At 73.9% G+C, this 14,031-nt stretch carries 11 protein-coding genes and 1 pseudogene; 7 read left to right on the top strand and 5 right to left on the bottom strand.

The features are described 5' to 3' along the window. Positions 1-45: 45 nt before the first annotated feature. The 3 genes from AB0N63_RS19895 to AB0N63_RS19885 all read left to right on the top strand — a co-directional run bounded on the left by AB0N63_RS19895 (position 46) and on the right by AB0N63_RS19885 (position 2,407). On the top strand, positions 46-897 hold the full coding sequence (locus AB0N63_RS19895) for a phytanoyl-CoA dioxygenase family protein (RefSeq protein WP_365530293.1): 852 nt from the start codon (positions 46-48) through the stop codon (positions 895-897). A 115-nt stretch (positions 898-1,012) separates the two neighbouring features. Continuing rightward, a complete protein-coding gene (locus AB0N63_RS19890; protein WP_365530292.1) occupies positions 1,013-2,011 on the top strand; it encodes an L-threonylcarbamoyladenylate synthase in 999 nt (332 codons plus the stop codon). Between the two features lie 153 nt (positions 2,012-2,164). Beyond that, a complete protein-coding gene (locus tag AB0N63_RS19885; protein WP_365530291.1) occupies positions 2,165-2,407 on the top strand; it encodes an SDR family NAD(P)-dependent oxidoreductase in 243 nt (80 codons plus the stop codon). A 78-nt stretch (positions 2,408-2,485) separates the two neighbouring features. Here the strand turns inward: AB0N63_RS19885 and AB0N63_RS19880 are convergent, their stop codons facing one another. Further along, positions 2,486-4,297 (bottom strand): bifunctional metallophosphatase/5'-nucleotidase, encoded by a 1,812-nt coding sequence (locus tag AB0N63_RS19880; protein WP_365530290.1) that lies wholly within the window; start codon positions 4,295-4,297, stop codon positions 2,486-2,488. A gap of 190 nt (positions 4,298-4,487) precedes the next feature. On the opposite strand from AB0N63_RS19880, the gene AB0N63_RS19875 reads away from it, so the two are divergent. From AB0N63_RS19875 to AB0N63_RS19865, 3 genes and pseudogenes are all read left to right on the top strand, one after another. Further along, positions 4,488-4,583 carry a putative leader peptide gene (locus tag AB0N63_RS19875; RefSeq protein ID WP_365530289.1) on the top strand — a complete coding sequence of 32 codons (96 nt, stop codon included), beginning with the start codon at positions 4,488-4,490 and terminating at the stop codon, positions 4,581-4,583. 290 nt (positions 4,584-4,873) lie between these two features. Next, a pseudogene (locus AB0N63_RS19870) lies at positions 4,874-5,401 on the top strand (sulfatase-like hydrolase/transferase); the annotation flags it as partial. 58 nt (positions 5,402-5,459) lie between these two features. Further along, entirely contained in the window at positions 5,460-5,966 is a 507-nt protein-coding gene (locus tag AB0N63_RS19865) for a GNAT family N-acetyltransferase (protein ID WP_365530288.1), read from the top strand. A 96-nt stretch (positions 5,967-6,062) separates the two neighbouring features. Here the strand turns inward: AB0N63_RS19865 and AB0N63_RS19860 are convergent, their stop codons facing one another. The 4 genes from AB0N63_RS19860 to AB0N63_RS19845 form a co-directional block, all read right to left on the bottom strand. After that, the gene (locus tag AB0N63_RS19860) at positions 6,063-9,008 is read right to left on the bottom strand and encodes a hypothetical protein (protein WP_365530287.1); all 2,946 of its coding nucleotides are present in this window, start codon (positions 9,006-9,008) and stop codon (positions 6,063-6,065) included. 367 nt (positions 9,009-9,375) lie between these two features. After that, on the bottom strand, positions 9,376-9,606 hold the full coding sequence (locus tag AB0N63_RS19855) for a hypothetical protein (RefSeq protein WP_365530286.1): 231 nt from the start codon (positions 9,604-9,606) through the stop codon (positions 9,376-9,378). A 77-nt stretch (positions 9,607-9,683) separates the two neighbouring features. Beyond that, positions 9,684-10,379 (bottom strand): DUF6585 family protein, encoded by a 696-nt coding sequence (locus AB0N63_RS19850; protein WP_365530285.1) that lies wholly within the window; start codon positions 10,377-10,379, stop codon positions 9,684-9,686. Next, positions 10,376-11,449: a BTAD domain-containing putative transcriptional regulator gene (locus tag AB0N63_RS19845; protein WP_365530284.1), complete on the bottom strand. Its 1,074-nt coding sequence runs from the start codon at positions 11,447-11,449 to the stop codon at positions 10,376-10,378. Before AB0N63_RS19845 ends, AB0N63_RS19850 begins: the two co-directional genes overlap by 4 nt. Positions 11,450-11,632: 183 nt before the next feature. On the opposite strand from AB0N63_RS19845, the gene AB0N63_RS19840 reads away from it, so the two are divergent. After that, complete coding sequence (locus AB0N63_RS19840) at positions 11,633-14,023, top strand: helix-turn-helix domain-containing protein (RefSeq protein ID WP_365530283.1); 2,391 nt, start codon at positions 11,633-11,635, stop codon at positions 14,021-14,023. The last annotated feature ends 8 nt before the right edge of the window (positions 14,024-14,031 follow it).

Raw genomic sequence — 14,031 nt, 5'->3', positions numbered from 1 at the left:
ACCATGAGCCGGAGCCATCCCGCCCCACAGCGCAAGGAGGCGCACATGACCCCGCACGCCCATCCCGGCACCGCCACCGACCCGACGACCGTCGACGTGTCGGCCGACGTGGCGGCCCTGTACAGCGACGGCATCACCGCCCGTAAGGGCGCGTTCACCCCCGAATGGGCCGACCTGGTCCGCGAGGACATCGAAAAGGCGTTCGCCGAGGCGCTGGCCCGCCCGGACGGCGCCGTGGGGCGCGGGCCGAACCGCTACTACGTGGAGATCCACCCCGAGCAGCTCCGGGGCTTCGTCGAGCTGGTCGACCACCCCTGGGTACGGTCGCTGTGCGCCGCGGTCCTCGGCCCGGACTACCGCATCGTGGAACTGGGCTTCGACGTCCCGCTGGCCGGCGCCGTCGACCAGCCCTGGCACCGCGACTTCCCGATGCCCGAGGAGACCCGGCGCGAGCGCCGGCTGACCTCGCTCGCCTTCAACGTCACCGGCGTGGACACCGAGGAGGACATGGGACCCTTCGAGATCGCGCCGGGCACCCAGTGGGACGACAGTCCGGAGTTCGGGCACGGCATGTTCCCGCCGAAGTCGCACTACGGCCGGTACGAGGAGCTGGCCGTGCGCAAGTACCCGCGGCGCGGCGACATCTCCTGCCGCACCGCCCTGACCGTCCACCGCGGCACGCGCAACGAGTCCGCGAGGTCCCGGCCCGTCCTGGTCCTCGGCGTCGACGGACCGGAGGCGAACAACGGCGACCGGCACGACACCGCGGTCACCCGGGCCTTCTGGGAGTCGCTGCCGCAGCGCGTGCGCCGGCACCTGGACTGCCCGGTGGTGGACGAGCTGCGGCCCATCACACAGAAACACACCATCGAGGGACTGGTGATGGGCGACGCCTGAGGTCGTCTTCGCCGCGGCGCCCCCGGGTACGGCCCCGGTTCCGGCGGCCGGCGCGGGCAGCACCCGGGGGGCGGGACCGACCGGGGCCGCCGCCGGGTCCCGGCCTGCGCCTAGGATGGCGAGAGTGACGGCAAGAACCACTGACATCGAGACCGACATCGTCAAGGCGGCCGGTGTGCTGCGCGCCGGCGGGCTCGTGGCCCTCCCCACCGAGACCGTCTACGGCCTGGGGGCCAACGCCGAGGACCCCGCGGCCGTCTCGCGCATCTTCCAGGTCAAGGGGCGTCCGCCCTCCCACCCGCTGATCGTCCACCTCGGCGGCGCCGAGCAGCTGGACGACTGGGTCGAGGAGGTGCCGGCCACGGCGCGGCTGCTGGCCGAGCGCTTCTGGCCGGGCCCGCTCACGCTGGTCCTGCGGCGCGGCCGCCGGGTGCCTCTGGAGGCGACCGGCGGTCTGGAGACGGTGGCCGTGCGCGTACCGGACCACCCTGTGGCCCTCGCGCTCCTGGCGGCCTTCGGAGGCGGCGTCACCGCACCCTCCGCCAACCGCTTCGGCGCGGTCAGCCCCACCACCGCGGACGACGTCCGCGCGGAGCTGGGCGACGCCGTCGACTTCGTGCTGGACGGCGGCTCCTGCGAGGTCGGCGTCGAGTCGACCATCGTCGACGTCACAGGCGACACGCCGAGCATCCTGCGGCCCGGCGGGGTGACGCGCGAGGACCTCGAAGCGGCGCTGGGACACCCGCTCGCGGTCCCCTCGACCAGCACCGTCCGGGTGCCGGGCCAGCACCCCTCCCACTACGCGCCGCGCGCGCGGGTCGTCCTCGTCGAACCGGAGAAGGTCGTCCACGAGGCGGAGCGGGCCCGGGAGCCGGGGCATCGGGTGGGCGTCCTCCTTCCGCCCGGCCTGACCGAGGACGCGGTGCCGGCGCACGCCGTGGTGCGGGTCCCGGACTCCCTGGCCGCCTACGCGCGAGGTCTGTACGGGTACCTGCGCGAACTCGACCAGCGGGACTGCGACCTGATCGTCGCCTCGCTGCCGGAGGAGAAGGGGCTGGGACTGGCCATCGCCAACCGACTCCGCCGCGCGGCAGGCCCCCGGCCCACCGCGTGACCCGCACGGCGCGGGGGCGGGGCGGCGAGGCCTGTCGGTCCCGCGCCGCCTGGGACCGCGGTCCCGCGCCGGAACCCGACACGCGGGAGCGCCCGTCGCCCCGGTCGTCGTCGAGCGGTTGATCACGGCGGCGTCCGCTGGCACGCTGCCGGGGTGGATCTGGGACTCGCCGGGAAGACGGCTCTCATCACCGGGGGCAGCAGCGGCATCGGGCTGGCCATCGGCCGGACGCTCCGGGACGAGGGGGCGGTGGTCACCGTCTGCGGACGGGACCCGGGGCGGCTGAGGGAGTCGGGACTGCCCGGCGTCCGGGGGGACGTCACCGACCCGGACGCGCTCACCCGCTCCGTGGACGGCGGGCAGGACCATCCGAGCGCGGGCCGGTTCTTCCCGTAGACGGGGAGGAGGCACGGACGCCGCGGGGCGCCCGTGCCTCACTCACTCGCTCACGCGCTCGCTTCCGCGCACACGCGCCTACTTCACGACTGTGATCCGGTCGGCCGCCGGGGGCGCGATCGGACTGGTCGCCGACGAGTTGGCCGTCAGGTAGTCGTTGAACGCCTTCAGGTCGTCCGCGCCGACCAGCGGGTTCTTCCCCTTGCCCAGCTCGGTGAAGCCGTCGCCGCCGCCCGCGAGGAAGGAGTTCATCGCGACGCGGTAGGTGGCGGCCGGGTCGATCGCCGCCCCGTCCAGCCGGACGGAGTCGGTGACCACGCGGGCCGCGCCCGACTTGGTGAGGTCCAGCCTGTACGTCAGACCCGCGGATATCTGGAGGATCTTCGGCGAAGCCTCGTTCGGGCCGCTGACCTGCTGCTGGAGCGCGGTGATCAACTGCGCTCCGGTGAGGTCCACCAGGTTCACCGTGTTGCTGAAGGGCTGGACCGTGAACGCCTCGCCGTACGTCACGACGCCGTCCCCCTCACCGCCGCTCGCCTTGTGGACCAGGTCGGAGCGGATGCCGCCGGGGTTCATCAGCGCCAGCACGGCCTTGGAGTCCAGGGACTTGGCGTGCGCGAGCTGGGCGTCCGCGATGAGGTCGCCGAGCGGGGACTCGGGAGTGGTAGCGCCGCGCCCGTTGATGTCGCCGGAGATGTAGCCGACGGGCCGGTTGGCCACCGGGGCGGCCAGCGCGTTCCAGCGGGAGATCAGCGCCGTCATGTCGGCGGCCTTCGGCTGGGTGCGGCTGACCACGTGGTTCGCGGACTTCACGCTGGTGCGGACGATGTCGCCGGTCCGGCGGTCGTAGGTCAGCGTGGTGTCGGTGTACAGCTTGCCGTAGGAGGACGCGGAGGTGACCATGCGCGGCCGGCCCGACGGATCGGGGACGGTGCACACGTACGCCTGGTGCGTGTGGCCGGTGACCAGGGCGTCCACCTTGGGCGTGATGTGCTTCGCGATGTCGACGATCGGCCCGGAGATGCCGTCGCCGGCGCCCGGGGAGTCGCAGTCGTAGTCGTACGAGGCGGAGGCGGGCACGCCGCCCTCGTGGATGAGCGCGACGATCGACTTCACGCCCTGCTTGTCGAGGATGTCCGCGTACGTGTTGACGGTCTCGACCTCGTCCCGGAACTTCAGTCCCTTGACGCCCTCGGCGGTGACGATGTCCGGCGTGCCCTCCAGCGTCACGCCGATGAAGCCGATCTTCACGCCGTCGTGCTTCCACACCCAGTACGGCTTGAGGATCGGCTTGCCGGTCTTCTCGTCCGTCACGTTGGCCGCGAGATAGGGGTAGTCGGCGCCCTTGAAGGTGCGGCCGGGCTCGTAACAGCCGTCCTTGGGGTGGCAGCCGCCGTTCTGCATCCGGGCCAGTTCGGTCGCGCCCTCGTCGAACTCGTGGTTGCCGACGCTCGTCACGTCCAGGTCGAGCTTGTTCATCGCCTCGACGGTCGGCTCGTCGTGGAACAGACCCGAGAGCAGGGGGCTCGCACCGATCAGGTCGCCGGCGGCGGCCGTGACGCTGTACGTGTGGCCCTTGCGCGCCGTGCGCAGCGAAGTCGCGAGGTACTCGACGCCGCCCGCGTCGATCTTCTTCGTCGTGCCGTCCGGTGCGGTCTCGGTGACCTGCCCGGAGGAGCCGGCCGGCGGCTCCAGGTTCCCGTGGAAGTCGTTGAACGACAGCAGTTGGACGTCGACCGTGCGACCGCTGTGCCCGCCGTGCCCTCGATGGGCCGCCGACGATCCGCTCGCGGGGGTGGCGGCGGCGGTCAGCGCACCGGCCGTGGCCAAAGCAGCGACGGCCCCGAGGACCCGGTAGGCGCGCCGTCTTGGCTTGGTCGGGTGGGTCATGAGTCTCCCTCTGTGGCTGCGAGGCGGTTGAAGCTGTGAGGAGCCTATGGTCAACGCGCGTAGCGTGACCAGGGGTCAGCGGGTCACGAGCGGATTGCGCTCGGGCGCCGGGCGGCGCGTTCCGCTCTGATGTCCCGCGGTGCGGACGTGGCTTGACGCGGCGTGTCCCCCGCTGGCAGCCTCCCTGGTCATGAGGCTGCCCACCGAACACCGACGTGCGTGCACCGCGCTCGTGGAGCGGCGGCACGTCGATCTGTGCCGGCAGTCCAGCGCCCTCTGTCGCTGAGCCCGCAGAGCCTTTTCGCCCCCTGGGGAACCTCCGCCGGCCGGCCCTCCGAGTGGCCCGGTGTGCTCTTGGTGACCCGACTCCCCGCTCACGGGGGCCGTTCCGCACACCCTCCCCGCATCTCCCGCACGCAGGCAGCCCCTTGGCCCCCGCGCCGTGAGGTGTGCGCGGCGGTGTCCCGTCCGCTGATCCGCGTCCCGTCACGAGGGCCGCCCGAGCAAGGATGTCCCATGCCCGACATATCAGGTGTTTCCCGTCGCGCCTTCGGTGGCCTGGTGGGCGGCGGTGCGCTCACCGCCGTCTCCGGGCAGGAGGAGAACACCGTCGTCGTCTTCGCCAGCGACAACGGCGGCGAACGCTTCTCCTACCAGTGGCCGCTGAGCGGCGGCAAGTCGGAGCTGCTGGAGGGCGGGATCCGGGTGCCGACGGTGCTGCGCTGGCCGGCCGCCGTCGACGGTCACCAGGTCAGCCACACCCCCGTCTACTCCCCCGACTGGACCGCCACTCTGCTGGAGCTGGGCGGGGCCCGGCCGGACCCGGCGTACCCGCTGGACGGGCACAGTCTCGCCGGTCATCTGCTGCGCGGGGAGGTCGTCCCGGAGCGCGATCTGTTCTGGCGGGTGCGCGGCGACCGCGCGCTGCGGCGCGGCGACTGGAAGTACTACCAGGACGCCGACGGCAAGGACCACCTGTACGACCTCGCGGCGGACGCCCGCGAGCAGGCCGGCCTCGCCGCCGACCGGCCCGCGCTGCTGGCCGGGCTGAAGTCGGCCTGGGAGCGGATCGACGGCGGGCTCCTGCCGTACTCGGCGGCCTGAGCGGGCGGTCGCGGGGACGGGGCGCCGCCCGCGGCGCCCCGTCCCGGACAATGAGCACATGGACATCCGACCCCCGCGTGTGAGCGAGCTGCCTCTTCTCCAGGACATCGAGAGGGCCGCCGGCCGGCGCTACCACGACATCGGCATGCCGGAGATCGCCGAGGACGAGCCGCTCCCGCTGGACGAACTCGCCCGGTACCGGCGGGACGGTGCGGCCTGGGTGGCCGTCGACGCGGCCGACGTCCCGGTCGCCTATCTGATCGCCGACCGCGTCGACGGCAACTTCCATGTCGAGCAGGTCTCGGTGCACCCCGGCAGCGCGCGGCGCGGGGTGGGCAGGGCCCTGCTGGAGCATCTGGCCGGCCACGCCAGGAGCCGGCAGGCGCCCGCCCTGACCCTCACCACGTTCGCCGACGTGCCGTGGAACGCCTCCTACTACACGCGCTGCGGCTTCCGCGTGCTGTCCGAGGACGCGCTCACACCCGGTCTGCGGGAGATCCGTCAGCGCGAGGCGGCCCACGGACTGGACCGGTGGCCGCGGGTGTGCATGCGCAGGGATCTGTGACGCCGCGGGCCGTCACGGTGGGCGAGGGTTCCCGCCCGGCCCACCGCACCGCCCCGCGGCCGCCGGCCGTCCGGGAGCCGCTGAAGGGGGCCAGGGTCAGCTCAGGCGGCAGATCGTGTGCGGGTCGGCTCCCTCGGGGCCGGGCGGTGCGGTGAGCGGCGCCTCGCTGCCCGCGAGCCGCCCGCACACGTTCACCGACCGCACCTCGCCGCCGTCGTAGCTCACCCGCACGATCTCGAGTCCGTGGCCTCGCTGGTCGGCGTAGGGCCGGCTGCCGGCGAAGCCGACCGTGCCGACCGGCAGGTTCGGGTTGGGGTGCCAGCGCAGGTCCGCCCAGGTCTCCGCGGCGGTCTGCGGGACGTCCCCGTTGCGCGCGGCCCGGTACAGCACGGCCGTGGCGCTGTAGGACAGCACCGTCTGCCCGCTGGAGAACAGCGCGTCGGTCCAGGGCCGGACGGGGTCGGCGAGCGCCGTCCGCCGGGCTCCGGCCGGCAGCAGGGTCATCAGGACGCGGTGGGCGTCGATGTAGAAGCCGGTCGTCGCCGCGAGGTCCATGGGCGCGAGGGCGAAGTGGTAGAGGGTGACCTCGTCGGGGATGCGCAGGGCCTCGCCCTCCTCGTAGTTGCTCTTGGTGAGGTCGTCGCCGGTGAACACGGTGATGCCGCGGCCCGAACAGCCGGGCGTGGAACCGAGTTGGGCCATCAGGTTGGGCACGTCCTCGACCCGGCCGGCGAAGTACAGGGCCTTCGGCACGGGCCGGCTGCCGCAGATGTCGCCGATGGGGGCGGTGAGTTCGGGTTCGCCCTCCGCGCTGAGCCGGTACGTCCGCGAGGGCGCCGGCGCGAATCCCGCCTCGGCCAGCATCCGCTTGCCCACCCGGGCCTGTTCGGTCGTGTAGAAGTCCTTCTCGCTGCCGACCGACCGGGACAGCACGACGCCCTGGGCGCCCTTCTCGCGGGCGGCCAGCTGACGGGCGACGACCTTCAGGGCGTTCGCCTCCTCCTCGTCCGTGGCGGCCAGCCCGAACCAGTTGGACAGCCTGCGCGCCAGGTGGCTGCCGGAGTTGGTGGTGCTCACCACGGGCAGCCCGGCCCCCTTGAGGATGCGGACGGCCTGCTCGGTCTCGGTGGTGTCGCGTCCCACGCCCACGACGCCGACGACGGAGCGGTCGCGGCGCGCCAGGTCGGCGATCCGGCGGGCCATGGGGAGCACGTGCAGCATGTTCTCGCCGGCGTTGGCGAGCAGGACCTTGATCTTGGTCGGCTGGTCGGTGCTGACGTTGGCGTAGTGCTGGTAGAGGTACACCCCCGTGATCTCCTCCAGCCCCTTGCGGGTGTCGGCCTGCCGGGCGGCGGTGACCGGGCCGGCGTAGACGATCGTCACATGGGCCTCGTGCGGTCCGATGGCCGCGTTCTCGGCCCGGATCGCCCGCTCCACCGCGTCGAAGGTGACGCCCTTGCCGGCGCCGGACAGGCTCAGCGCGTTGCCCTGCGCGAGCCGCACGTTGCCGGTGGCGACGCCCACGCACTCGCCGTCGTAGAGGCCGGAGTCGGTGTTGGAGCCGAGCAGCCGGCCCTCGCAGTAGCGTCCGGCGAGGTACCGGTTGCCGAGGAAGCCCGCGGCCAGGCCGAGGGCGAGGACCACGGCGAGACAGGGCCGGGACCACAGGACCCAGGCGGGCGTCCGGCGGATGCGGTCGGTGGAGTGCTGTGCGGAGTGCCGGTGGCGCAGCTCGTCGGCGGGCATCGGGATGTACAGGATCCACGGCAGGGTGGCGGCCCGGCCGGGGGACTGGCCGGCGTTGAGGTTGGTCACCCAGCGCTGGTACCGGGCGTCCGCCCCGTACGCCCCCTCCTCGTCGTCGGCGTCGGGGCGGTGCGGCGCGGTGTCCGGCTCCGGGTCGGCGGCATCCTGCGGCCGCAGGCGTTCGGCCGCCGGGACCGCGGCCAGCACGAGCAGCGGGTCGACCTCGCTGCGCCGGCTGCGGACGTCGCTGAGGGTGCGCAGCAGGAGCAGCCCGCCGTCCTCCTCGGTGGCCCGGGGCAGGTACACCACGGGCGGCACGGTGCGTTTGCGGCGGCGCAGGTCCAGCGCGCGCGGGCGGAAGTTCTCGCGCAGGTCCTCCAGCAGCGCCAGCACGCGCAGTTCGAGGTGGAACTGTCGTGCCGTCGCATCGCCCGCCTGTGCGGCGACCACCTGCTGGGCGACGGCGAAGGCGCGGCCGCGGATGGTCTCCCAGGACTTCGCGGGCCGCCAGCGCGACCAGTCGGCGGCGGCGGGCCGATCGCTGAGCGGCGCCAGGAAGGTGGTGGTCGCGAACCAGCGGCTGGCCCGACGCAGCCACAGCAGCGGCGGCGCGCTGCGCGCGAGCAGGTGCACCAGGCCGAACACCGTCAGCGCCAGGGCGCCGCCCCACACCGCCGTGCGCCAACCGCCCTCGCCCAGCAGCACGCTGAGGCAGGCGATGAACATCGCGCCCACGAATCCGGAGGGGTTGACGACCGCGCCGACGGTCTCCGCGAGCGCCGGGACGCGGCGCCGGCCCTCCTCGCCGTCGGGGCCGCCGCCGGGACGCCAGCGCAACTCGGCCAGCCGGCGCATCAGGCGCTCGCGGCGCTCCGCCGCCGTCCACACCGTCGTCACCTCGGCGCCGACCTCGGGCGCGGCCTGCTCGATGGCCCGCAGCAGACGTGAGCGCGGAAAGCTGAAGGGCTTGTACTGCGACTGCCGTGCGTTGTCCCAGGAGTGCTCGCACAGTTGGCGCACCATGTCGACGGCCGAGGAGTACGGGTCCGGGCCGCCCCCGCCGTCGAGCCGCTTGGCGATCAGCCCCCGCGGCTGCTGGCTCTGGCGGACGAACTCCACCACCTGGGCGACCAGCCGGTCCAGGGCGCCGGTGTCGTCCTCCTCGGTGGCCTGGAGCACCACCAGCGGGGTCACCGGAGGGTTCGCCCGGAAGCCGTCGATGAGCCGTCTCATCAGCGCGAAGACCGCGTCGGCGGCCTCCACTCCGGCACTGCCGGTCCAGACCTGTCTTCCCATGTGCTCCGCCCCCGTCGCATCGGCCTGATCGGACATCGAGTTCGATGGGGATACCCGGACCGGGCCGCCGCTGCACCCCGGGAGCCCTGTGAATGTGGGGGCCGACGGGAACCGGGCGCGGACGCCGACGGTCCGGTTCGCGCCGTGTGCCGGGGTGATTGCCACGGCGACATGTCGACCTCGTGGCAGCCCCCGGCGAGACCTGGTGCTGTCTCACAGTGCGGACCAGGATGGCGATCACACCCCCACCGGACGCCGCCCGGCGGACCACACGGTCGCGCACGCGGTACCGCACCCGGCGGGAGCGGCCGTCCCCGGCGGGAACAGCCCGGCGGGAGCGGCCGCCACGTGCGGCTTCGCCTGCCGGTCAGTGCTGCGAGGCGATGATCAGGATGACGACCAGGATGCCCAGGGCGAGCAGGCATCCCCCGCCACCGCCGCCGGACGATCCCTTGCGGAACTCGACCATCCCGCCGGGAACGACGGCCGGGTGGTTGTGGCGGTAGTGCTTCTCGATCGCCCTCTGCCCCTCGGACTCGCTCCCCCAGGAAGTGCGGTGCCCGCACTCGCCGCACCGGTACCGGTAGCTGTCGGCCATGACTGTCTCCTTCTGTAGGCGTTCCGCGTTCGTCGTTGTCGGGTGGGTCGGGCGGCAGCCGGTAGAGGGCCCGTGCGTCAGTCGTCGTCCGGCCCGGCGCCCGCCAGGTGTTCGGTGAGGACCTGGAAGACGCAGAGGTTCGGGATGCCGGACCCGGCGGTGGCCCACACCTGCCAGCGGCCGTCGGCGCGGACGGCGACGAGACCGCCCCGGACCTCGATCCGCTGGACCTGGGGCCAGCGCAGGGACGTCCGGGCGGAGCCGACCGCGTCCGCGGTGACCCACAGGGGGCCGAAGGCCAGCCGTGCGCCCTGCCGCAGCGCGGCCAGCGCCCGCGGCGCCTGAGCGGCGACGACCGCCCGGCAGATCCCGGGCCACCACTCCTGCGGGCGGCCGAAGTCGCCGCAGCGCAGGACGACCCGCGCGCCGTTGACGTCGACCAGCACGAGGGCGCCGGTGAGGCCCCGCGAGGTGAGCAGCGTGTGCCGGCGCACCACCGTCACGTCGAAGCGGACGGCGTGGATCCGCCGGCCGACGGCGGCCGTCAGACCGTGCTCGTACAGGTCCAGCCGGGCGCCCGGGCTCGTGGCCGGTCCGCCGTCGGCGCACAGCAGGCGCCGTACCCGCGCGGTGGCGGTCCACCGGCCGGGCTCGGCGGGTGGCGCCCGGTAGGTGACGCGCCGCCTGCCCAGCCGTGCCCGGCCCGCGGTCGCGGAGATCCGCGCCAGCAGCAGTTCCTCGGCGCGCTCACGGTCGTCCGCCGCCCCTTTCACGCCGCACCGGCCCTGCCCCGGCCGTGGCCGGTGTCCTTCCCGAGCAGTGCCGCCCGCCGGGCCCGCAGGAGCAGGTCGCCCGGGTCGACGCCGAGGTCGTCGGCGAGGCGCCGGGCGATGCGGTCGAAGACGGCCAGGGCTTCGGCCCGCCGGCCGTCCCGCCGCAGCGCGTGCATCAGCAGCGCGGCGACCGGTTCGTTCAGCGGCTCCTCCAAGGCCAGAGCGGACAGCCCGGTGATCGCCTCGATGCGCCGGCCCAGCCTCAGCTGCCAGTCCGCCTTCCGCTGCGCCAGGGCGACCCGGCGCTGTGCGAGCCGCAGCCGCTCCGACTCGGCGAGCGGCCCGGGCAGTCCGGCCAGCGGCTCGCCGCGGAACAGCTCCAGCGCCCGGTCGCACAGCCGTACGGCCCCCGGCAGGTCGCCGGCGCGTTCGGCCGCCTCGGCCCGGGTGACCAGGCCGTCCACGCACAGGGCGTCCACCTCGGCGACGCCCTGGACCAGTCCGTATCCGTACCGGTCGCGCCGGATCACCGAGTCCGGGCGGTCCCCGAGCCGCAGGATCTTGCGCAGCCGGTACACGTAGACCGGTACGACGTTGCCGTCCGGCATCTCCCTGCCCCAGACGTCCTCCAGCAGCCGCCCCCGGCTCACGGAACGGCTCGGGCTCAGGGCCAGCGCCGCCAGTACGGCCTGCTGCCGCACGGGACCGACGTCCACGGGCCGGCCCGCGAGCGTCGTCCACAGCGGGCCGAGCACCGACACCCGCAGCCAGGGACCGGCCGCGGCGCCGGTGCGGCGGGTGGTGTGCCCCGGCAGCGGCCGGCGCGGCCCCTGGCCGGGTACGACCAGACCGCAGTCGAAAGCGTGCACGATGGCGGCCGCCCGGTCGCGCAGCCCCAGCTTCCCGAGCACGCGGCCGAGCCGCTCGGCCACCACCTCCTCGGGCAGGACCAGGGCGGCGGCGATCTCGGCGTCCCCCAGGCCGCAGCCGAGCGCGTAAAGCACTTCGCGTTCCTCGGCGGTGAGGCCCGTGACGCCCCGGTCGCACCGGCCCGCGGTCGTCGTCGGCATGGCCACTCCCCGTTGTCCGGACCGGTCGAACTCCTCGCCCCGGTCGTTCACGTCGATGTGGTCGAGGCTGGCCGTCGTGCAGGAAGTGTGGACAGAGCATTCAACCGGTCATATGTGACCGGTGCCCGCGCTAGAGTCCCGACCTGCGGAAACGGACAACTCGAGGGGGAAGGGCCATGACCTGTGGCCGGTGAGTTCGGCGCGGTGCTGCGCCGGCTGCGCGAGAAGGCGGGACTGACCCAGGACGAGCTGGAGCGGCGTTCCGGTGTCAGTGTGAGCACCATCCGCGGCCTGGAGACCGGCAAGCGCGGCAACCCGCGGATGACCACGGTGCGGCAGCTGGCCGACGCGCTCGCCCTGCGCAGCGAGGACCGCGAGGAGTTACTCGGGGCCGCCGTCCCGGGGCGCCGGGGCGCCGGCGCGGGCACGGCGGGTGCCCCGGAAGCGAGCGAGGCGCAGGCGGGGGCTCCGGAAGGGGGCGGGGCGGGGGCGGGCGAGCCGGAGACCGGCGACGGGCGAGGATCAGAGCCCGCCCTGGCGCCGCCTGCCGTGCCGGTGCCGGTACCTCCGCCGGTGTCGCCGGCGCAGGCCGCGTCGGCGGAGGCGGCCGAGCAGCTCGCCAAGGCGGTGGCGGCCCGCTGGCAGCGCGAGGAGGAGCAGCGGCGGATCCAGGACCCGTACCCGCTGCCGGTCCGCTGGAAGGCCGCCGACGAGGCGCTCACCGACCACTGGGCCAACATCCGCCGCCTCCCGCCGGGCGTCCCGGGCGGCCCGCTGGATCTGAGCGGCCGGCTGGAAGGCGTCGCCGAGACCTACCGGAGCATCCCCTCGGGGCGGCTGGTGGTCCTCGGCAGGTCCGGGTCCGGGAAGACGGTCCTGACGCTGCGCTTTGTCCTGGATCATCTGAGGTCGCGGACGCCCGCGGAGCCCGTTCCGGTGATCTTCAGCATCGGCGCCTGGGACCCCACGGCCGTCACCCTGCGCGACTGGCTGACCGAGCGGTTGACGCGGGACCATCCGGGTACGGCGGCGCCGGGGCCGGGGAAGGTCAGCCTGGCCTCCGCGCTGGTCGATTCCGGCCGTGTGCTGCCGGTACTGGACGGCTTCGACGAGATGGCCGACGGCCTGCGCCGCCCGGCGCTGGAGGCCCTGAACGCCACCACGCTGCCGCTCGTGCTCACCAGCCGGCCCGCCGAGTACGCCGCCGCGGTCGAGGAGACGGACGTGCTGACCTCGGCCGCGCCGATCGAACTCACCGATCTCGCCCTGGACGACCTGGTTCACTATCTGCCCCGCACCACCCGCAAGACGGACCGCTCGGACCCGGCGGCGAGCGCCTGGCAGCCGGTGCTGAAGAAGCTGCGCGAGCCCTCGCCGGACGGTTCGCCCGCCCCGCTCGCCACGGTCCTGACGACGCCGCTGATGGTGGCGCTCGCCCGCACCGTCTACAGCGACACCCCGGAGCACGATCCGGCCGAGCTGCTCGACACCGAACGGTTCCCCGGCGTGGAGGAGTTGGAGGAGCACCTGCTCGACAACTTCCTGCCCACCGTCTACCGCCGGGCCCGCCCGGGCGCGCGCGGCTGGGACCCTGAGCGCGTCCAGCGCTGGCTCGGCCATCTCGCGCGCCATCTGACGGAGTTGAGGACTCCGGACCTGGCCTGGTGGCGGCTCGGCCACGGACTGCGCCGTTCCACCCGCACCCTCGTCACCGCCCTGGTCACCGCGCTCGTCATCGGGCTCGTCGACGCCGTCATGTCCGTCGGTTTCAGCGGCTCGTTGGCCGGCGGCCTCCTCGACGGGACGATCGTCGGCCTGCTGGCCGGGCTCCTGTTCGGGCTGGTGCACTGGTTCACGTACACGGTCACGGGCAAGGACGTCCGGCCGTCCGCCGTACGGCTGCGCATCCGCGGCCGGCCGGAGACCACCACGTGGCGGGCCGGCCCCCGGCTGGTGATCGGCACGTCGGGCGGTGCGCTCTTCGGCTGCGCCTACGGGTTCATGGTCGGCCTGCTGCGCGCGCTCAGCTGGCACGCCGGGCTGTCGTCCGCGCTGAGCCTCGGGCTGATCGACGCGATCGTCTTCGGGCTGGTCTACGGCGGCGCCGCCGGGCTCACCTTCTGTCTCCTCGGCCTCCTCGAAACGCCCCTCGACATCGTCTCCGCCGTCAGCCCGGGCAGCGTTCTGCGCACCGACCGCCGCACCGTGCTCACCCAACTGTGCTTCTGGGCTCCCGCGTTCGGCTCGACGGTCGGTCTCGGGGTCGGGGTGGTGGTGGATCTGCTCCAGGGGCATCTGGGCCGGCTGGTCGCCGACCCGAAGGCCAGTCTCATGCTCGGCACCATCAGCGGTCTGGGCGGCGCGCTCGGCTACACGCTGACGCTGACCGCATGGGGCCAGTGGTGTCTGCTCACCCGTGTCTGGCTGCCGTTGACCGGACGCCTTCCCTGGTCCGTCGCCGCCTTCCTGGACGACGCCTATCAGCGCGGCGTCCTGCGCCAGGCGGGTGCGGTGTACCAGTTCCGCCACGCCCGGTTGCAGAGCCGTCTCGCGCAGGGCCGCCGGCGAGGTTGAGCCGGCGG

The organism is Streptomyces sp. NPDC093260 (assembly GCF_040683715.1).
Lineage (GTDB): Bacteria > Actinomycetota > Actinomycetes > Streptomycetales > Streptomycetaceae > Streptomyces > Streptomyces sennicomposti.
The sequence above is the reverse complement of the archived record's forward strand: the minus strand, read 5'-3'. Positions and strand labels throughout refer to the sequence as shown.

Bases quoted from the DNA above. Each gene is read 5' to 3' on its own strand.
- AB0N63_RS19895 (WP_365530293.1), top strand. From the start codon at position 46: ATGACCCCGCACGCCCATCCCGGCACCGCCACCGACCCGACGACCGTC.
- AB0N63_RS19860 (WP_365530287.1), bottom strand. From the start codon at position 9,008: ATGGGAAGACAGGTCTGGACCGGCAGTGCCGGAGTGGAGGCCGCCGAC.
- AB0N63_RS19875 (WP_365530289.1), top strand. From the start codon at position 4,488: ATGAGGCTGCCCACCGAACACCGACGTGCGTGCACCGCGCTCGTGGAG.
- AB0N63_RS19845 (WP_365530284.1), bottom strand. From the start codon at position 11,449: ATGCCGACGACGACCGCGGGCCGGTGCGACCGGGGCGTCACGGGCCTC.
- AB0N63_RS19865 (WP_365530288.1), top strand. From the start codon at position 5,460: ATGGACATCCGACCCCCGCGTGTGAGCGAGCTGCCTCTTCTCCAGGAC.
- AB0N63_RS19880 (WP_365530290.1), bottom strand. From the start codon at position 4,297: ATGACCCACCCGACCAAGCCAAGACGGCGCGCCTACCGGGTCCTCGGG.
- AB0N63_RS19855 (WP_365530286.1), bottom strand. From the start codon at position 9,606: ATGGCCGACAGCTACCGGTACCGGTGCGGCGAGTGCGGGCACCGCACT.
- AB0N63_RS19890 (WP_365530292.1), top strand. From the start codon at position 1,013: ATGGCGAGAGTGACGGCAAGAACCACTGACATCGAGACCGACATCGTC.